Source organism: Erythrobacter sp. S57(2025) (genome assembly GCF_057365055.1).
In genome coordinates this window covers 929594-948318 of sequence record NZ_CP200299.1, presented here as the reverse complement: position 1 = coordinate 948318, position 18725 = coordinate 929594, and the positions used below count along the sequence as shown (strand labels likewise).

Here is an 18725-nt window from a genome sequence, read left to right as displayed (position 1 = left end):
CTAATTCGAGAGAGACAGGAGAGAGATAATGGCGGCTTTTGATCTGATCATTCGCGGTGGCACCGTAGTCGATGGAACAGGTGCGCCCGGCTTTACCGGCGACGTGGCGGTCAAAGATGGCGTGATCGCTGCTGTGGGCACTATTGCCGGCGATGCAACGCGCGAAATAGACGCGAGTGGCAAGATCGTCGCCCCGGGCTTTGTCGACATTCACACACATTATGATGGCCAAGCAACCTGGGATCAGGAAATGGCTCCATCCAGCTGGCACGGTGTCACCACGGTCGTCATGGGCAATTGCGGCGTTGGCTTTGCACCTGCCAAACCCGACCGGCACGAATGGCTTATCAGCTTGATGGAAGGCGTGGAGGACATTCCCGGCACCGCTCTTTCTGAAGGGATTACATGGGATTGGGAGACCTTCCCAGAATATCTCGACGCTCTCGAAGAGCTCCCTCGCACAGTCGATATCGGCACGCATGTTCCCCACGGCGCGGTGCGTGCCTATGTGCTGGGTGATCGCGAACAGCCCGGCGCTGTACCCACGGATGAAGATATCGCGGCCATGTCAGCGATCGTCGAAGACGGAGTGAAAGCAGGCGCGCTTGGCTTTTCAACATCGCGCACTGTGCTCCACAAATCGGTCGATGGCGAACTGGTCCCCGGCACCACCGCCACCCCCGAAGAACTCGTCGCAATCGGCAAAGCCATGGGCCGCGCGAAGGATGCGGGCGGGCACGCCGTATTCGAAATGGCGAGCGACCTGCAACGCGACTGGAACGAATTTGAATGGATGGGCCGCCTCAGCCGCGAAGCTGGCATACCCGTCACCTTCGCCGCGCTCGAAAGCATCGCTAAGGAAATGCCGCTTAAAGAGCAGATCGAAACGATGCGCGCAGAGAATGACAATGGCGCGCAGATCGTTGCGCAAATCGCGCTTCGTGGGAACGGCATCATCATGGCGTGGCAGGGTACGGTGAACCCGTTTGTCTATCGCCCAAGCTGGCAGGCCATCGCAGAATTGCCTTGGGAAGAGCAAAAGGCGAAGCTGCTTGACCCCGCCTTCAAGGCGCAGCTTTTGTCGGAATCCAACGATTATTCCGAAGCGCCGATGGACATTATTGGCGTCGTGATGGTCATCACTCAAGGCTGGGCTCTGCAATATGAGATGGACCCGGATTTCGACTACGAACCCGATGAAACCGCCAGCGTGAATGCCCGCGCCATTGCCGCCGGTGTCGATCCGCAGGAATATGCCTATGACATGCTGTGCCGTGATGATGGGACAGGGTTTATCTACCTGCCCATCCTCAATTATGCGGACGGCAATCTCGATTTCCTCCACCCGCTGCAACATGCCGATGACACGGTCAATTCGCTGTCTGATGGCGGCGCGCATTGCGGGACTATTTGCGATGCGGCCTCGCCAACATTCATGCTTGAGCACTGGGTGCGCGATCGCAAGCGCGGGGACCGCATCACGCTGGAAAATGCGATCAAGCGCCAATGCCGGGATACCGCCGTGCTCTATGGGTTGGAGGATCGCGGTGTCATCGCGCCCGGCTATCTGGCGGACCTCAATGTGATTGATATGGAGCGGCTAAAACTGGGCCGTCCATGGCTCGCTTTTGATTTGCCTGCAGGGGGCAAACGCTTGCTGCAAAAAGCTGATGGCTATGCCTGTACGATCAAGAACGGCGTGGTCACCTTCGAACAGGGCAAATGGACCGGCGAAACTCCCGGCGGCCTTATCCGTGGCCCTCAACGCGCGGAGCTGGCTGAGGCGGCTGAGTAGTGAGCGCTTTCAACCCTGCGCCGGGCGACTGGGGCGTAATCACTGGCGCGGGTCGCGGGATCGGGCGTTGGCTGGCGCAGCACTTTGCGGCCAAGGGCATGCGAATTTGCGCGCTCGATATCGACGCCTATGAAGCGGAGGAAACCGCGCGTTTGTGCGGCGATGAGGCCCGCGCGCATGGCTGCGATGTGTCCGATGCCAAGGAAACCGCTCGCGTCGCTGAAAAGCTAATCGCACAGGGCGTTGAACCCTCTCTGCTTTGGATCAATGCCGGAGTTGGCAGCGCGGACACGGTTAGTGGAGCCAAAGCCCGGACGCTCGATTGGTTGATGGGGGTCAATGTCATGGGACCGGTCCACACAGCGCAAGCATGGCTGCCCACCCTCAAAGCGCAGGAAGGTGCGCGCCATGTCGGGATCACCGCCAGCTCTGCATCCGTCACACCCGTTAGCGGTCCCTTCACGCTCTATGCGACAACAAAGCAGATGACCGCGGCGATTGGCGAGGCTTTGGCCGCAGAGCTCGCCGAGGAAGATGTCGGCGTCACGATCCTGTGCCCGGGCATTCTCAACACGCAAATCTGGAACGCAGCACAGGCTCGACCCGAGCGGTTTGGCGGCGCGCGGCAAGCTCCGGATGATCTGGGCGACCATTGGCGCGCACAACCGGGTCCGGAAGTACTGGAACAGGGCCTCAATGCAACGCTGGCTAAAGGCGGCGGTTGGTGCATCATTCCCACCGAGACCGAAACAGCCGACAAGATTACCGCGCGGCACTCAGCGCAATTGGACGGGCTGTTTGACTACGCCGCCAAAGGCGATTGAGGAGCGTTTCAGGCGCTTGCTTACGCTCGGCTTGAGGCCACGAACTGACCCGAGCTCGCTTCCGCGATTGAGCGCGCAGTGAGACGGCCAACAGAGAGCCAATATTCGTGTTCGCGCCCGATCCTCATGCGAGTTGCCTTCAACGCCAACACCGTTGCCTCTTCAACAATCATCATATCCCAAGGGATGAAGATTGGTTTGCTGAAAGGGGCAAAAAGCTTCCATATACTGACCCGCAGGCCGCCCTTGCAAACTTCGAAGGTCACGCAACCGCGATAGGATACACCAAGCTTCCGCTTGCCCAGATAGAAGCCGTGAAAGCGTAGGGTTCGAACCGCCGCTTCTGGTTGATTGGGGAAGTACTCTTCCAGATTCGACCAGCCGCTCAACTTGGGGACCACTGCAGTCAGTGACACCCACAAGACCACAAAGATCACACCGCATAATAGGGCGATCAGCGCAACATCCATTTGCCCCTCCCCAGTCTGGCGCCTCTACGGCTTGATCACAATGCCTTTGGCAGGATCAACGCTGCCGCCGATCATTTCAAGATAGGTCGTGCGCGCGGCCTCTAGGCCGGGGTGAACCACGATCTCAATCGCGCCTTCAACTGCTTCCAAGAAACTGTGCCATGCGGCAGCTGCCATTTTGCCACCTTCGACCGGGCCGTGCTCCTTGAAGAATGCGACGAAGTGATCGGGTGCGAAGAACAGGATCGGTTTCGCACCTGGAAGATCGCGGGCGGCTCCCATGCCTCCACCGCGTTCCTCAATATGCGTCGCACCGACCAGGCAGGAATATTTGAGATTGTCGCCAAAATGTTCGTGGATGCTCGCAAGCAGATTGGCATTGCCGGCAAAATCGACGCTGACGGTCGGTTCATTCGCGATTGAGGCCACATCCTCATAGGCGACCACTTCATCATATAGCCCGGTCGACTTCACAAAATCGACATTGCCCGCAGAGGTGAGGCCAATGCGCTTGATACCCGGTGAATTGAGAGCGACGCAGCTCGCATGGCCCATCGCCGTCTTGGAGCTCGCACTGGTCATCACCACTTGGCCTGCACCAAACCATGTTTCAGACCGCATGAAATAATCGATAATGAAGCCGGTTTTGAACAATGGTCCGTAGATCATCCGCTCATTCTCCCGCGCAGGATCATGCTCGGGATCGGCGTTGAGGCGGGTGTAATTGTTATAGACCGGGCTCATCGGCTGGCGATAATCGGTCATATCGGAAAAGCTCATCGCAGTGACATTGCCCGGCACCACATCAAGCTCTGTCCCCATTGGAAGATAGCCATAGACTCGCTCACCCACGGCGATGTCGGAATGGTTGCTCTCGGTTACGACTGCGTGTCCCCACATGGGCACGATGCCAAGGCCACCCTCTTCGCTCTTTGGCGGGAAGAAGTTCCAATAGCCAAAGCCATCACCCACCACCGCATAAGTGATGTTGTTTGCCGTGACGGAGAAGCTCTCAACCTTCAAACGAACTGCGCCCTCAGCAAGCGGCGCGCTGTCTGCCTCAACCAGAGCGGCATGGGTGAGTTCATCTTTGCGGACGTGGACTTGGGCTAGTGTCATTTCGGGTGATCTCCTCTTTGACGTCAGCTCTAGCGGATCACGGCTCGCTTTCCCAGCACGTTGCGGTGATTGAAGGGCGCTTTTGGCAGCTATCAAGCCAGCTTTTAAGGCGGTCGCATTGGGCAATGCCAACTTCGCCCTGCGGGGTAAGTTCTAGCGAGCGGACGATTGGATAGAGGAACACGTCAGCAAGGGTAAACCCTTGAGCCGTCCACGCGCCGTCCTTGTCCAGCTCGGCCTCCAAAAGGCCCAGAGCGCGGCTGATCTGCGGGAGCGCTTGATTGATCTTTTCTGGGTCGAGCGGCATCCCTGCAACACGGTGCATGATCCACGGCATGACCAGACCGCGCTCAAACAGCGGAAACAGGTAATTGTTGGCGATCGCGGTCCATTTATCCATCACCGCGCGTGTAGCGGGGTCAGCAGGCTGCAAACCGCCTCCGCCATGCGCGTTGTCGATATATTGCGCGATGGCGACGCTTTCGATCAGTTCGAGACCATCAACCTCCACCACAGGCACTTTGCCAAAGGGATGACGATTGGCTGGTGAGTTCGCAGCCGTCGCAATAGTTTCGTGGCTTACGCCCGCTTCTTCACACGTGATCTGAATTATCCGCGTATAGGTCGAAATGACCGTGCCGAAGATGCGAACCTGAGCGGACACGGTCTATTGTTCAGGAGGGAGCGTCGGCTCAACCTCTGCGTCCGGCACCGGCAAGGGTGCACGCGGTTGGAGGCGAGACACCGCACGCCCTACATCTTGCAAACGAACGCTGAAGGCGCGCATCCGTACCGAACAAGTCTGCTGAATTTCCGCAGGGTTGCGCTGTTGATAAGTCTCATAACGCTCAGCAAAGGCGTCGGTTATGTTGAGACCTCTTTGTGCTTCATAGCGGCCCGTGAAATAGGTCAGCGCGGAAGTGAGTCCGATACGATTGTCGGACGTCATCGAATTCTCCGCTTCCATTTCAGCCATCACGGCGCCGATAAAAATCGCGCAGTCGAGATCGTCTTCCGCGCTGAAAGCAGGCTCAAACGCCTCACTCTCCTGCGCCGCAGCTGGAGCAGCGACGAGCAATGCAGTGATAGCGATCCCCCAAAGCCGCATGGCTACACGCGCATCGGCATCAGGACATAGAGCGCAGGACTGTCGTCACTCTCACGGATCAAAGTCGGAGCGCCCGCATCAGCCAAGTGAAGCTCAATCTCATCGCTATCAAACTGGCCAAGAATATCCTTCAAGTAATTGGCGTTAAAACCAATTTCGAAGCCATCACTGCCATAGGCGGCCGCCAGTTCTTCTGCGGCATTTCCGTTGTCTGGCGACGTCACAGACAGCGTAACGCGGTCTTTGTCCAAGCCCATCTTCACCGCGCGGGTTTTCTCAGTTGCGATGGTTGCAACGCGGTCTACGCCTTGGAAAAACAGCTTTGGATCGACTTTAAGCAGCTTGTCATTCCCCGTTGGGATCACGCGGCTGTAATCGGGGAACGTCCCGTCGATCAGCTTGCTGGTCAGCACTACACCGCCCTCACCCGAGAGCGTGAAGCGCACCTTGCTGGCGGAAAGGTCAATCTGAACCGAGCCGTCCATCGCCTCTTCAAGCAGTTTGCGCAATTCTGCGACCGCTTTGCGCGGGACAATGACGTCGGGCATGCCTTCGGCGCCGTCAGGGCGTGCAAGGGTAAAGCGAGCAAGACGGTGGCCATCGGTTGCCGCTGCTTTCAGGACAGGCGCATCCTCATCGGTCACGTGCAGGAAGATACCGTTGAGATAATACCGGGTTTCCTCGGTCGAGATCGCGAACCGGGTTGCATCGATCATCTGTGCCAAAGTGCGCGCAGGCAATTCGAACGATGTTGGCAAGTCGCCTTCAACAATCACTGGGAAGTCATCACGCGGCAAGGTCGGCAGTTTAAACCGTGAACGCCCTGCTTTAACCTCCATCCGATTTTCTGCCGTTTCCAGGCTAACCTGAGAACCATCAGGCAGTTTGCGCGCAATGTCGAACAACAGATGCGCTGACACGGTAATTGCTCCTGCGCTTTCAACCGAAGCCGCACTCATCGTTTCAACCACTTGCAGGTCGAGGTCGGTCGCCATGACGCGCACATTGCCGTCGTCACTGGCGTCGATCAGCACGTTGGAAAGGATCGGGATGGTGTTGCGGCGCTCAACCACCGATTGAACATGGGAGAGACAACGCAATAGCGTTGCGCGTTCGATCGTAGCCTTCATCAGCTTAGCCTATCGTCTACTGGTTTTAAGAGACGCCTGAGAGATGCGGAATCGCCCCCGCAAACGCCGTTGTTCATGAAAACCTTAGCGAACCGGGCAATGCGGGCAAGTTTCTACGCGTTTATGAGCAGATTCGCTTGGGGATAAGGGCACAGAAATGCGCCGCGAATTTCTAGAGACTGCGCCGCGCGCCTATCTGGCCAGCAAGCCCGGTAATGTAGCCTACAAACAGCAATTGGATTTGCTGACGCTCAAGGCCGGTTCTTTCGATCTGGCCATCCATCATCGCCCTCGCTTCTGCGCGAATGCTAGTCGGCAATTTCAAGGTCTCTAACCTGAGATCCTCAATAGGCATGACTTCAAATTCGGGTAGAAAAAGTGCGTCAATTTCAGCCGTATCGAAACCAACATCAGCCAATCTGCGTGAAGCTTCTGCTCGCATGTGCAGCGTCATCGCTGCCTGACCAAAAAGCACCAACTTTTCCTCATCGTCCTCATAAGCGCTCCCGCATGCCTCTAGCAGCAGAGCCGCATCCTGTTGGATTTCTAGGTTGTCGACCGCCGTATTTTGTCCAGCCCAGCGTTTTTCAAAGTAGTTGAGCACGCGCGCAGCATAGCCGGGCGGAGCTGTTTCAAGGGCACAATCAAGTGCGGCAGTCAGCTCTTGCGATGGCTGAACAGGTTGCTGCGCAACGGCCGGAGCCTGCGCGAAAATGGCAAGGCAAACCGCTGCAAGAACATATTTCCGTTTCATCACGCCCATCACTCTTTGATCAAACCATCGCCATGCCGCCGTTCACATGCACGGTCTCACCCGTGATGTAGCCTGCCTCGCGGCTCGCAAGGAAAGCACACGCAGAGCCAATATCATTGCCCTCGCCCATCTTGCCCATGGGGATGCGCGCATTGATAGTCTCGGTCTGCTTTTCATCGAGCGCGGTGGTCATGGCGGTGCGGATAAAGCCGGGCGCGACGCAATTAGCGGTGATCCCGCGTGAGGCGACTTCTTGCGCGAAGCTCTTCGTCATGCCGGTCAGGCCTGCTTTGGCCGCGCAATAATTCATCTGACCCGGATTGCCGGTGTGCCCCACGACGGAGGTAATATTGATAATCCGGCCAAATCGGCCCTTCATCATCGGCCGTGCACTGGCGCGCATCAGGCGGAAGGCCGCTTCGAGATTGACTGAGATCACCTGATCCCATTCATCATCCTTCATCCGCATGGCGAGGTTGTCGCGCGTGATGCCGGCATTGTTGACCAGAATATCGATCCCACCCAGCGTATCGAGCGTTGCTGGGATCAACTCGTCGACTTGAGTTTTATCAGACAAATTGCAGGTGATCTCAACATGATCGCCATCTTCAGGTGAGCCGACTTCGGAGATCAATTGCTCACGAAAAGCGCGCAATTTGTCTCCGTTTGAGCCTGAAAGCGCGACGCGCGCTCCTTGCTTTGCGAGCGCCATGGCAATCGCTGAACCGATGCCGCCAGATGCGCCTGTTACCAGCGCGTTCATTCCATCCAACCTGAACATGTGTTTTGTCCTCACCAATCGAAATAGTAGATCACGGCGTCCTCACGCTCGTGCTTGAATTTTTGATACAGACCGTTTGCCTCTGAATTGTCAGGCTCCGTTCCCAACCAGATCTCTTCAATTCCCTCGGCATCTGCGCGTTCGAACAGTTTGCTCACTAACGCGCTCGCAATGCCCTTACGACGCCAATCGTCGCCTGTGCCGATCTCGTCAAGGAAGAGTTCGGTTGGTTTGTCGGGATGATAGTGGATGACGGTCATGCACATGCCCACGACCAATCCATCATGCAGGGCAACGCACATCCAATTTACCGGTTGCGATAGGTAAGCAGCGAGGAGCTTTTCATCAATCGCATGGTCGAACACGCCGGGCGCGACATTGGCAAGCAGATGCGCGTTCGACGTGTCGATCCAATGCAGCTCTAGCTTAGGGTGCGAAACTGACCCTTCTTGCCTCGCGGATGGCGCCATCGGACATGTCTCCTTCGACAATCTCATAGCCCATCAGAGCGAAAATGCGATTGCCCATGAAGATTGGCCGGGCATTGCCGTACCAGTCGACACACGAAGCAACACATTTGTCGTCCACCGCATTCTCAGTGCGCGCAGCCAGCTCACCTGCACGGCTGAGCGAGCGGTTTTCTCGTCGCAGGAAAGCGATGGCGGAGCCACTGCCCAGGAATTCTGCACCATTGCGCTCTACTTGACGAGCAACGGGCAAGCCTAGCGTTCCGGAGAGGCCGTCAGCGCTGCCCCGGTCGGGTTTGAAGAAGAACGCTTGAGAGCGCGTCTCACCCTCGCTTGCGGCGGCGAGCATGTAAGTGTCTTCGATGACCGCCTCCTTACCCAGCGATAGCGAGCTAAAACCAAGCGCTCCGCCTTTGGATGGACCAACGACCACTCCGTCTTTACCCATCCGATCAAAGCGGGTGATACCATGCGGCATGGGGATTTCTTGCACGTCGCTGCCGTCTAGTGGGACGGCGTAGACCATCGCGCCCTTAGCCTCAGAGCCATAATTGCCTGCCGCATAGAGCAGATAATCACCTACGAAGCGGTTGTGGAAACGCCAGCCTTCGGGCTCAGGCAATTTGCGATAATGATCACGCACAAGAGCTCCGCTGCCGCGATCAAAGGCGCTGAACGGCACGGTCGCCATGGAAACGTTGCCAGCGGAATATTCGCTCGCCCACATCCCCTCTCCATTGCCGACCGAGCGCAGGAGCACGCGCAGCACGCCGCCTTCTGCGTCTTCCGCAAAGGAAAATTGATCGACCGGAGCGCCCGCAACTTGAACTGCGCCGGGACGCGATCCGTCTAGCGGGATGCGGTAAAGCTGGCCCGGTGTGCTGGCGCTGCGTTCTTCCCAGTAATTCTGTGCGGTGCCGGTCCATGTGTAGACCGCTTCACGCGAGACATAGAAAGCGCGGCTCCATGTGCCCGCAATCGCCGTGGCGCTGCATTCAAAGTCTTCGGCTGACAAATCACAGCGTGTGACAGTGTGCAGCATGTTCAAATGAAAACGGCCATCGCGGTATGGGTCTGCGACGAGGAAATCCTCTGGCTTGACCAAAATTTGCGCCTCATCCTCGCCAAATTCGCGCATGGCAGGAAGCGACGCTTCCAAATCGCTCCACCCGGCATAGACCGGCGTGTAGAGGATCAGCTCATCACCAATGAGGCGCGATGCATAATTGGTCGAGGAATAGTAATCGCCAGAGCGCATGTAATGCGTGTCGCGATAGGTCAGTTCACCTGCTTCGGAGATGTCGAAGCGGTTTATCTCAGTGCCAAATGCTCCATAGGAATAGCCGATAACGATGACCTGATTGCCGCGAATGAGCATCTCATCATACCAGGTGTCGCCGGGGCTCTTTTTCTTGGGCGGGAATGCGTCAATTGTGTCGACCGGCTCTAGCGCGCCGCCGCCTGTGCGAACGGTGAAAAGGCGACCACGGCGCAGCACGACAAGGTAGTCGCCTGCATTTTTGACTATGCCGCCTTCATCAACGCCGGCTTCCTGTGTGTTAGTGATGCTTTCGTTCTGGGCACCGGGGCCAGCGCTGTCGGCTGACGCTTCGGCAACCATGGGCGAAGGGGCGACCGAATACATTACGCCTTCGGTTTGCCTGCGCTGCCGCCGTTCAAGCCTTGCCATCTTCTCCGCAAAGTCCTCAAGTCCTTGCTGGCTCGCAAAGCCGCGCAGGCCGGGGCCCTCTGCCGTGAGGTCAGGATCGTCGGGAACTGTCCTGTTCGCCGCCAATGATACCGTGCCCAAGGCGACGCCGCCGACCAACGCTGCGGTCAGACCAAAAGAAACAAACCCAAGGGGCTTGAACGAAGCAGATTTCAGCACCGGACCTCTCCTTAATCCGATTAGGGATATTAAGAGTGCGCCCGGTTAGCTGAACGCCACCTTATCAAATCGTTTTTGCGAATTCTTCCATGTTTTCCATGGTGATAAGGCTGGTTGTTGCCGCTTCTTTATCAATCCTGCCAATCATCGGGCCGAGCACTTTGCCGCCCATTTCGACGAAGCCTTCCACACCATCAGCGCGCATCGCGAGCACGCTTTCGCGCCAGCGCACCCGGCCTGTCACTTGGCGATAGAGCAGGTCGCGTTCTTGCTCGGGATCACTAACTTCGCCCGCTGTCACATTGGCAAACAAGGGTAAGGCAAAAGCGTTGACATCCGTATCCGCGAGAGCCCCGCGCATGCGATCAGCGGCGGGCTGCATTAGTGAGCAATGGAAAGGAGCAGACACCGGCAGGAGCACACCGCGTTTGATCCCATGTTCCTTTACCAGACCAACCGCGCGCTCAACCGCGCCTTTGTGACCTGAAATCACGACCTGGGTGGGATCATTGTCATTGGCGACTTCGCACACTTCACCCTCGGCAGCTTTGGCAGCAAGCGCGGACGCTTTTTCAACGTCAGCGCCCAATAGTGCCGCCATAGCGCCCTCACCCACTGGAACGGCTGCTTGCATGGCAGACCCGCGCAGTTTGAGCAGGCGTGCAGTGGTCGAAAGGTCAAACGCGCCAATTGCGCACAAAGCGGTGTACTCACCCAGAGAATGCCCAGCCACGCAGCCACCTTTTTCTGCGAGCTTCACGCCAAACTCGCTTTCAAGCACGCGCAAGGTCGCAATCGCATTCGCCATGATCGCAGGTTGCGCATTTTCGGTTAGGGTCAGCTGATCCTCTGGCCCGTCGCGCATGATCGCGGACAGCTTGAGCCCGAGCGCTTCGTCGACTTCCTCAAACACTTCGCGCGCGGCACTGCTGGCATCCGCCAACTCGCTGCCCATGCCGACTTTTTGGCTGCCCTGTCCGGGAAATACGAAAGCTCTCATGAGAATCTCCTTTGAGGTGGCCCGTTAGGCAGCCCCGGCTGGCCCTGCAAGTCCGAAGGGCACAACTCTGTTGGAAGCTGTGTGCCCAATATCCGCACGGCCCAAATAGGGAATACCAGCGCGGTCGCACCAGTATTTGGCGATCTCCTCAGCGCTCTGCCCGAACTCAACGTAATTCTCTGGCACTGCCGTAATCGCGCCAAGGCGCAGACCAGCCGCCCGTGGCAAGCTGCCCGCGAGTGCGAAGAACATGCGGTCGATGGCGTAAAGGTGCTCGCTCACTTCCTCCACCATCACGACATGATCGGTGAGGTCAGGCATCATCGGAGTCTTCGCCAGCATTGCGAGAGTAATAAGGTTGAACGCCACCGCAGGCGTCGCGCCATCAAGGCTGGGCTCAAGCCCCGAATTGTCCCCTGCCAGCCAGCGTAAAACCCTGCGCACCGCTTCGCGACCAGTCTCCGACCGCGCGCTCACGGGCATGGAGCCATGCGCGCATTGGCCAATCCCTGCCCGGTAAAGCGCTGCGAGCAAATAGCCGCAGTCTGAAAAGCCTATGTATGTCTTCGCCCGCGCGCTCGCATTCATCTGCGCAGCCGCGGCTTCTGCAATGCGATTGGAGCCATAGCCGCCTTTTGCAAACCACACCGCGTCAAACGCTGGATCATTCGCGCATTCAATCAGAGCGGTTAGCCGCCGCAGATCATCGCCTGCGAAATGGCCTTGGCTTTCAAAGCACTGATCATGGAATGTCACAGAGTGCTGCGGGAACTCTTCGGCCACTAAAGCCTCCAAAGCGGCGGCATGATCGCGCGTTATCGGGGTCGCCGGGGCACAAATTGCAATTTTTGACATCTGCACAGCCTATGGCGCTTGTCAGTCTTCATGCAAGCCAATAACCATAATCGCCATGAGTGGGATCGATGATGCGGCGCCTTCGATGCGCCCGTTCTTTTTTTGCGGCATTGGTGGCTCGGGCATGCTCCCGCTTGCCCAGATCGCACACGGATTGGGGCATGAAGTTGCAGGCTCTGACCGCAGCAATGATCAGGGCCACACGCCTGCGAAGTTTGCCTGGCTACAAAGTGCAGGGTTTAAACTGTCGCCGCAGGATGGCAGCGGCATAGTTTCAGAGGATCAAGTGTTGATTGCTTCGGCTGCGGTAGAGGACACTGTGCCCGACGCAGCGCGCGCCAAAGAGCTTGGTTTAACGCGCCTCACCCGCGCTGAATTGCTAAGCCGCTTTTTTAACGAAGCAGGATATTCGGTCGCGGTTGGAGGGACTTCGGGCAAATCGACCGTCACAGGTATGATTTCGTGGATCCTCTCTGAAGCAGGCCACGATCCCACCGTTATGAACGGCGCGGTGATGAAGAATTTTGTGAGCGCGGATAATCCCTTTGCCAGCGCCCGCGTTGGATCACCGCATCTGTTTGTCAGCGAGGTCGATGAAAGCGACGGCTCGATCGCGCTCTACACCCCAACGATTGGCGTGCTGCTTAATGTCAGCCTGGACCACAAATCGCTCGAAGAATTGCGCGTTCTGTTTGGTGACTACCTTGCCGCATCAGGCTGCGCGGTTGTCAATTTCGACAATGAGGAAGCGCATGGACTGGCCAGCCGGGCGAAGCAATTGGTGAGCTTTGGCCTCACCAACACCGATGCAGACATTACGATTGAGCCGGGATCAATTGAACAAAGCGCCTTCGGCATCAGCGCGGTCCTGATCGACAATCGCAACCGCGAAGCGCACGCGCTCAAAGTACCCATGCCGGGCATGCACAACCTCTCCAATGCTTTGGCAGCAATTGCAGCCGTAAGCGCGGCGGGCGTTGCAGTCGGAGCAGCAGCAGCCTCGCTTAACAATTTTGCCGGGCTGGCACGCCGGTTCGATGTCATCGGCACCAGCGCTGACAATATCACTTTGATCGACGATTTTGGGCACAATCCAGAGAAATGCGCTGCGACCTTGCGCACGCTTAAGGCGACACCGGGCCGCGTGATCGCGTTTTTCCAGCCGCATGGATATGGGCCTCTGCGCCAGATGGGCGACGAACTGGCCGAGACTTTTGCTCGCGAGTTGGACGATGATGACATCACCATCATGTGCGACCCAGTCTATTATGGCGGCACGGTCGATCGCACCGAAGGGACAGAGCGGATCATCAAATTGATTGAAGGCCACGGCGGTAGCGCACAGCATTTGCCTACGCGTGAGGCGTGCGGCGACCGGATCGTCGATATTGCGCAGCCCTGTGATCGCATCGTGGTAATGGGCGCGCGCGACGACACACTCACCAGCTTTGCGAAGAGCATTTTCGAGCGACTTGGGTGAGCGTTTACGAACGAGCACGGCGGCACGCCTGGTTTATGGCAGGAGCACTGGCGCTATCCATCCTGTTCGTCGTGGTCGTAGGGCGTTATTTCGGCCATTCGAGCATCGCCTTTGGTATCGCGATTGTCGGCCTAGTGATCGCAAATGCGCGAATGCTGACGTTCAATTGCTCTAATTGCGGCAAGAACCTGTTCTTCCGAGGTGTATTCGTTGTGCCCTGGCCCAATCGGACCTGCGGTAAATGCGGAGAAAAGCTTGGGACAGACGAAGAATGAGAGACGTCTACAAACGAGCACTGATCCAACGAAACATGACTGTTGGGTGGTTTCTATCCTTCATACCAATCATGATCATAGCTGAGCGGATTAACCTCAGTCCGGGCTTTGCCTTCGCCGGATTCGCTTTAGTCGGTGTTGTCCTGACAATCCGGCAGCTTCTATTTGACTGCTCTAATTGCGGAAAAAATCTCTTTCGCTGGGGCGCTGTTTTCTTACCGTGGCCTAACAAAGTCTGCGGCAAATGCGGGGAGCGGTTGGCTCCCCCTGAACAGCCCTAATGCGCGCCTTCGTAACCGATCACATTGTGCAATAAGAAAGCGATCACCGCGCCTAGCGCCAAGCCAATTACACCTGAAATCGCGGCATAGGTGAACCAGCCTGCTATCCCGGAAAGCGCTCCGGTTATGCCTGCCACCCAGGCTTCTGCCCCGTGGGCAATGTCATAGAGCAAGTGAAAGCCGACCTCGTGCGTGCCGTGCACAATGATGCCTCCTCCGACCCAAAGCATTGCGACTGTTCCAATGACAGAGAGAGCGATCAACAATTTGGGCACGGATGCGACCAGCGCGCGGCCGATGGACTGACTGGCGGCGCTATCTTGCTTCGTCATATGCAGGCCGACGTCATCCATCTTCACGATGATAGCGACTGCGCCGTAGACAACGATTGTCACAATGAAGGCCACAAGTGCCAAGGCCAAACCGCGTTCCCACCATGTCGGCAGGTCCAGCTCATTGAGCGTAATCGCCATAATCTCTGCCGAGAGGATCAGATCGGTGCGCACCGCGCCTGCAATCCGCTGTTTCTCAAACGCGACCGGATCAGTGATTTCATCCTCAACCGTCTTGCCGTGTTTTTCCCCGCCCAGCTTTTCCAGCACTTTTTCTGCGCCTTCATAACAAAGGAAAGCGCCGCCTAGCATCAGTATCCAGATGATCAGCCACGGCAGGAATTCGGATAAAAGGATCGCACCGGGCAGCAGGATGATGAGCTTGTTGAACAAACTTCCCTTGGTGATTGCCCAGATGATCGGCAGCTCGCGCGCAGGCGATAGCCCGGTCACATAGCTTGGGGTGACGGCTGCATCGTCAATCACGACGCCCGCAGTTTTCGAACCCGCCCTGCCCGCAGCTGCCGCGATATCATCAACCGATGCCGCCGCGGTACGCGCAATTACGGAAACATCGTCAAGCAACGCTACGAGACCAGACGGCATATTCGAATTCCCCTAAAACCCATATTTGTCAGAACGTTATGTTCTGCCCTTGGCTTAACGTTCAACTGGCCCGAATGTCTTGACCGGGTTTGCGGCCAGTGGATCGTCGACCACGGTGTAGACGTGAGTGGCCTCCCCCTCGCTCGCTTCCAGATAGGTCGCGGCCACCTGATTATCGGAACCGTATTCGCATAAAAGTCCGATATCGTCGAAAATCCGCACCTGCATCGACTGCGCAAAACCATCAGCTGTTACATCGCCGACGAGCGCCGCGCGGCTTGGCGGACCATCGCAAGCCCGCTCGCTCGGCGGATCTCCCGCAACGTAATACGAAGTTTCGGTCGTCGCGAGCATGCCACAACCCGCCATCAACGGAATGGCAAACACAATTGAGAGTTTTTTCAAGGGCTAATCCTTCGCGCGACCAATACTTAGTGCCTCGACCTATCGCGTGGGCAGTTGCGGTCAAGCGCTCAAATCGCTCAGTCCACGAGTGACTGCGCTTGCATTCCCCAAAGAACCAGCTATGTGCCCCTCTTCCGCGCGGGGTGACGGCCTCGCGTGGAAACTTAAAGAAAGCCGGAGGGGCCCCGCAATCCCGCGGATCAGCCAGCGATCGGCATTACAGTGTAAGGACGTGAAGCATGGCTCTTTATGAGCACATCTTCCTCGCGCGTCAGGACTTGTCACAAGCACAAGTAGACGCGCTGGCGGCCTCGGCGACCGAAATCGTCGAAGCGAACGAAGGCAAGGTCACGAAGACCGAAACATGGGGCCTTAAATCCCTCGCCTACAAAATCGACCGCAACCGTAAAGCGCATTTCGTAATGCTCAACATCGACGCCCCAGGCGCGGTGGTTGAAGAGCTCGAGCGCCAGACCCGCATCAACGAAGACGTCATTCGTTACATGACCATCCGTGTCGAAGAGCACGAAGAAGGTCCAAGTGTAATGATGCGTAAGAACGAACGCGACCGTAAGCGCCGCGAAACCCGTGAGGAGCGCGACTGATGGCCCGCCCGTTTTTCCGCCGCCGCAAATCCTGCCCATTCAGTGGCAAGGAAGCCCCAACGATCGACTACAAAGATGTGCGCCTTCTCCAAGGCTTCATGTCTGAGCGTGGCAAGATCGTCCCTTCGCGCATCACCGCCGTTTCTGCCAAGAAGCAGCGTGAGCTCGCCAAGGCTATCAAACGCGCTCGTCACATCGGCCTGCTGCCGTACATCGTGAAGTAAGGGAGAAAGAACCATGGATATCATTCTCCTCGAACGTATCGAGAAGCTCGGCACTATTGGTGACGTTGTTACCGTGAAGGACGGCTATGCCCGAAACTTCCTGCTCCCGCAGAAGAAGGCCCTTCGCGCAAACGAAGCCAACAAGGCCGTTTTCGAAGCAAACCGCGAGCGTCTTGAAAAAGAGAACGCTGAGAAGCGCACCGTGGCAGAGAAAACCGGCGAGAAAGTTGCTGGCGCAGAGGTCGTTCTGATCCGCGCTGCATCAAACGCTGGTCAGCTCTACGGTTCGGTCAATGTCCGCGATATGATCGCTGGCCTTACCGAACAGGGTCACGACGTTGACAAAAAGCAGGTCATCATGGGCGCGCCGATCAAAACGATTGGCATGCACGACGTGACCGTCGCTTTGCACCCTGAGGTGCACGTTACTGTGAAAGCCAACGTTGCTCGTTCTGACGATGAAGCTGAATTGCAATCGCAAGGCGTCGACGTTCTCGCTCAACTGTTCGAAGAAGAGCAGCGCGAGATCGAAGAAGCCGCTGCTGATACGCGCATCGACAATGCAGGTCTTGAGCCGGGCGAAATCCCCGCTGAACTGCTTGACGAAGGCGCTGCTCCAGAAGCTGCTGAGGAAGCTCCAGCTGCTGAAGAAGCCGCTGCCGAAACTGGCGAAGAAGAAGCCTGAGGTTGATTTTTCGCGCGTTTTCGCGCATATGCAAACAAATGGGCGCGGCGTCGAAAGACTGCCGCGCCCTTTTTGTAACAGGACAATTTGTAACAGGCTCGTAATTCGCATTTGAGATGCGGGTCTGGCACCAAGAACAACAACAAAAACAGGAAAATCTATGACCCCAATCTCCAAAATCCTCGAAGAATTGCAGACACAATACGCCGATGCGGTCGCCACTTTGCGCGTCGATGTTATCGCTTATGGAAAAAACGGCACCGTTCCCCCGGAACGCAAGCGGCATGATGGCAGCTATGCCTATCCGCAGCTGACTTTGCATTATTCAGGAGTTGGAGAACCCAAGGATCGCAGCCGTGCCTTTGGCCGGTTGGAGATGCCAGGGACATACACAACCACGATCACACGGCCCGATCTGTTCGCAGGGTATTTGACCGAGCAATTGGAGCTGATCTCTGCCGAATATGAGATCGACGTGACGGTCAGCCGTTCGCGCCAGGAAATCCCTTTCCCCTATGTGTTGGACGGCGAAGCGGGCGCCGCGATGAGCGGAATTGCACCGCAAGACATCGCCCAACACTTCCCCTCGACGGACCTCTCGCTGATCGGCGATGAGCTGGCTGATGGTATCGAGTTTGATGACAATGCGGATATGCCATTGTCGCTGTTTGATGGACTGCGCACCGATTACTCACTTGCGAGGCTTGCGCACTATACTGGTACAAAGGTTGAGGATTTTCAGGACTTTATCCTCTTCACAAACTATCATCGCTACGTCGATGAATTCGTGAATTGGGGCGCGCAGCAAATTTGTGAGGGCGGGTTCAACAGCCTGACTGGCGCTGCTGGTCTGAGCATTGGTGAATGCACTGACAACGCGCAGGAACAGCTCAACGACACCGCTTGGCGCAAGCACCAAATGCCTGCCTATCACCTCAAGCGTGCCGATAATCGCGGCATCACTTTGGTGAATATTGGTGTGGGTCCATCCAATGCAAAAACGATTTGCGACCACTTGGCCGTGCTTCGTCCGCATGCCTGGATGATGATCGGTCACTGCGGCGGGGTTCGTTCCAGCCAGAAGATCGGCGATTTTGTACTCGCCCATGCATATTTGCGCGATGATCACGTGCTCGACAGTGTCCTGCCGCCAGAGATCCCTATCCCCCCCATCGCCGAGGTTCAGCAAGCGCTCGCCGATGCAGCAGAGGCCGTATCCGGCGTGCAAGGTGCGAACATCAAACAACGCATGCGCACCGGCACGGTCGTCACCACCGATGATCGCAATTGGGAGCTGCACTACTCGACGAGCGCAAAGCGTTTTTCACAAAGCCGCGCCATTGCGGTAGAAATGGAGAGCGCAACTATCGCCGCACAAGGATACCGCTTCCGCGTTCCCTATGGCACGTTGTTGTGTGTCTCAGACAAGCCGCTGCACGGCGAGATCAAGCTACCCGGTCAGGCCAACAAGTTTTACGAAGAAGCAATCGCTGCCCACCTTCAAATTGGCCTCGAGGCGGCAACGCGACTGCGCGATGAGGGCGACCGTTTGCATTCACGCAAGCTGCGCGCGTTTAACGAACCGCCCTTTAGGTAAGACTACTGCGGTAGATTTGCGAAGGTTAGCGCTGCGAATGCGCT

21 protein-coding genes are annotated in these 18725 nt (G+C 57.0%); 8 read left to right on the top strand and 13 right to left on the bottom strand.

Annotated features, from left to right (window positions below; genetic code table 11):
• Positions 1–28 precede the first annotated feature (28 nt).
• Together AC0V6N_RS04590 and AC0V6N_RS04585 are read left to right on the top strand one after the other, a co-directional pair.
• Entirely contained in the window at positions 29–1795 is a 1767-nt protein-coding gene (locus AC0V6N_RS04590) for an N-acyl-D-amino-acid deacylase family protein (protein ID WP_486170412.1), read from the top strand.
• Positions 1795–2619 (top strand): SDR family NAD(P)-dependent oxidoreductase, encoded by an 825-nt coding sequence (locus AC0V6N_RS04585; RefSeq protein ID WP_486170411.1) that lies wholly within the window; start codon positions 1795–1797, stop codon positions 2617–2619. Before AC0V6N_RS04590 ends, AC0V6N_RS04585 begins: the two co-directional genes overlap by 1 nt.
• Positions 2620–2639: 20 nt before the next feature.
• On the opposite strand, the gene AC0V6N_RS04580 is transcribed toward AC0V6N_RS04585, so the two are convergent.
• From AC0V6N_RS04580 to AC0V6N_RS04530, 11 genes are all read right to left on the bottom strand, one after another.
• Positions 2640–3089, bottom strand: coding sequence for a hypothetical protein (locus AC0V6N_RS04580; RefSeq protein WP_486170410.1), 450 nt, complete (start codon positions 3087–3089; stop codon positions 2640–2642).
• Positions 3090–3113: 24 nt separating this feature from the next.
• Positions 3114–4208 (bottom strand): DUF2855 family protein, encoded by a 1095-nt coding sequence (locus AC0V6N_RS04575; protein ID WP_486170409.1) that lies wholly within the window; start codon positions 4206–4208, stop codon positions 3114–3116.
• Between the two features lie 37 nt (positions 4209–4245).
• Positions 4246–4872 (bottom strand): glutathione S-transferase family protein, encoded by a 627-nt coding sequence (locus AC0V6N_RS04570; protein WP_486170408.1) that lies wholly within the window; start codon positions 4870–4872, stop codon positions 4246–4248.
• A gap of 3 nt (positions 4873–4875) precedes the next feature.
• A complete protein-coding gene (locus AC0V6N_RS04565) occupies positions 4876–5316 on the bottom strand; it encodes a hypothetical protein (RefSeq protein ID WP_486170407.1) in 441 nt (146 codons plus the stop codon).
• Positions 5317–5318: 2 nt separating this feature from the next.
• Positions 5319–6446 (bottom strand): DNA polymerase III subunit beta, encoded by a 1128-nt coding sequence (gene dnaN, locus AC0V6N_RS04560; protein ID WP_486170406.1) that lies wholly within the window; start codon positions 6444–6446, stop codon positions 5319–5321.
• Positions 6447–6618: 172 nt separating this feature from the next.
• Complete coding sequence (locus AC0V6N_RS04555) at positions 6619–7200, bottom strand: hypothetical protein (RefSeq protein ID WP_486170405.1); 582 nt, start codon at positions 7198–7200, stop codon at positions 6619–6621.
• A gap of 19 nt (positions 7201–7219) precedes the next feature.
• Positions 7220–7981, bottom strand: coding sequence for a 3-oxoacyl-[acyl-carrier-protein] reductase (gene fabG, locus AC0V6N_RS04550; RefSeq protein ID WP_486170404.1), 762 nt, complete (start codon positions 7979–7981; stop codon positions 7220–7222).
• A gap of 11 nt (positions 7982–7992) precedes the next feature.
• Positions 7993–8451, bottom strand: a complete 459-nt coding sequence (locus AC0V6N_RS04545; RefSeq protein ID WP_486170403.1) for a GNAT family N-acetyltransferase — start codon at positions 8449–8451, stop codon at positions 7993–7995.
• On the bottom strand, positions 8408–10336 hold the full coding sequence (locus AC0V6N_RS04540) for a beta-propeller domain-containing protein (protein ID WP_486170402.1): 1929 nt from the start codon (positions 10334–10336) through the stop codon (positions 8408–8410). The genes AC0V6N_RS04545 and AC0V6N_RS04540 overlap by 44 nt, the downstream gene beginning before the upstream one ends.
• A gap of 64 nt (positions 10337–10400) precedes the next feature.
• Positions 10401–11336 (bottom strand): ACP S-malonyltransferase, encoded by a 936-nt coding sequence (gene fabD, locus AC0V6N_RS04535; protein ID WP_486170401.1) that lies wholly within the window; start codon positions 11334–11336, stop codon positions 10401–10403.
• Between the two features lie 24 nt (positions 11337–11360).
• Entirely contained in the window at positions 11361–12191 is an 831-nt protein-coding gene (locus tag AC0V6N_RS04530; RefSeq protein ID WP_486170400.1) for an LD-carboxypeptidase, read from the bottom strand.
• Positions 12192–12246: 55 nt separating this feature from the next.
• Here AC0V6N_RS04530 and AC0V6N_RS04525 point away from each other — a divergent pair, with 55 nt between their 5' ends.
• Both AC0V6N_RS04525 and AC0V6N_RS04520 read left to right on the top strand, forming a co-directional pair.
• The gene (locus AC0V6N_RS04525) at positions 12247–13671 is read left to right on the top strand and encodes a Mur ligase family protein (protein ID WP_486170399.1); all 1425 of its coding nucleotides are present in this window, start codon (positions 12247–12249) and stop codon (positions 13669–13671) included.
• Positions 13668–13946, top strand: a complete 279-nt coding sequence (locus AC0V6N_RS04520; RefSeq protein WP_486170398.1) for a hypothetical protein — start codon at positions 13668–13670, stop codon at positions 13944–13946. The genes AC0V6N_RS04525 and AC0V6N_RS04520 overlap by 4 nt, the downstream gene beginning before the upstream one ends.
• Before the next feature lie 277 nt (positions 13947–14223).
• On the opposite strand, the gene AC0V6N_RS04515 is transcribed toward AC0V6N_RS04520, so the two are convergent.
• On the bottom strand, positions 14224–15165 hold the full coding sequence (locus AC0V6N_RS04515; RefSeq protein ID WP_486170397.1) for a DUF808 domain-containing protein: 942 nt from the start codon (positions 15163–15165) through the stop codon (positions 14224–14226).
• A 54-nt stretch (positions 15166–15219) separates the two neighbouring features.
• Positions 15220–15570 carry a hypothetical protein gene (locus AC0V6N_RS04510; protein WP_486170396.1) on the bottom strand — a complete coding sequence of 117 codons (351 nt, stop codon included), beginning with the start codon at positions 15568–15570 and terminating at the stop codon, positions 15220–15222.
• A 239-nt stretch (positions 15571–15809) separates the two neighbouring features.
• Here AC0V6N_RS04510 and rpsF point away from each other — a divergent pair, with 239 nt between their 5' ends.
• From rpsF to AC0V6N_RS04490, 4 genes are all read left to right on the top strand, one after another.
• On the top strand, positions 15810–16175 hold the full coding sequence (gene rpsF / locus AC0V6N_RS04505; RefSeq protein ID WP_486170395.1) for a 30S ribosomal protein S6: 366 nt from the start codon (positions 15810–15812) through the stop codon (positions 16173–16175).
• Positions 16175–16399, top strand: a complete 225-nt coding sequence (gene rpsR, locus AC0V6N_RS04500; protein ID WP_486170394.1) for a 30S ribosomal protein S18 — start codon at positions 16175–16177, stop codon at positions 16397–16399. The genes rpsF and rpsR overlap by 1 nt, the downstream gene beginning before the upstream one ends.
• 13 nt (positions 16400–16412) lie before the next feature.
• On the top strand, positions 16413–17084 hold the full coding sequence (rplI, locus tag AC0V6N_RS04495; RefSeq protein WP_486170393.1) for a 50S ribosomal protein L9: 672 nt from the start codon (positions 16413–16415) through the stop codon (positions 17082–17084).
• A gap of 160 nt (positions 17085–17244) precedes the next feature.
• Positions 17245–18681 (top strand): AMP nucleosidase, encoded by a 1437-nt coding sequence (locus tag AC0V6N_RS04490; protein WP_486170392.1) that lies wholly within the window; start codon positions 17245–17247, stop codon positions 18679–18681.
• Positions 18682–18725 lie beyond the last annotated feature (44 nt).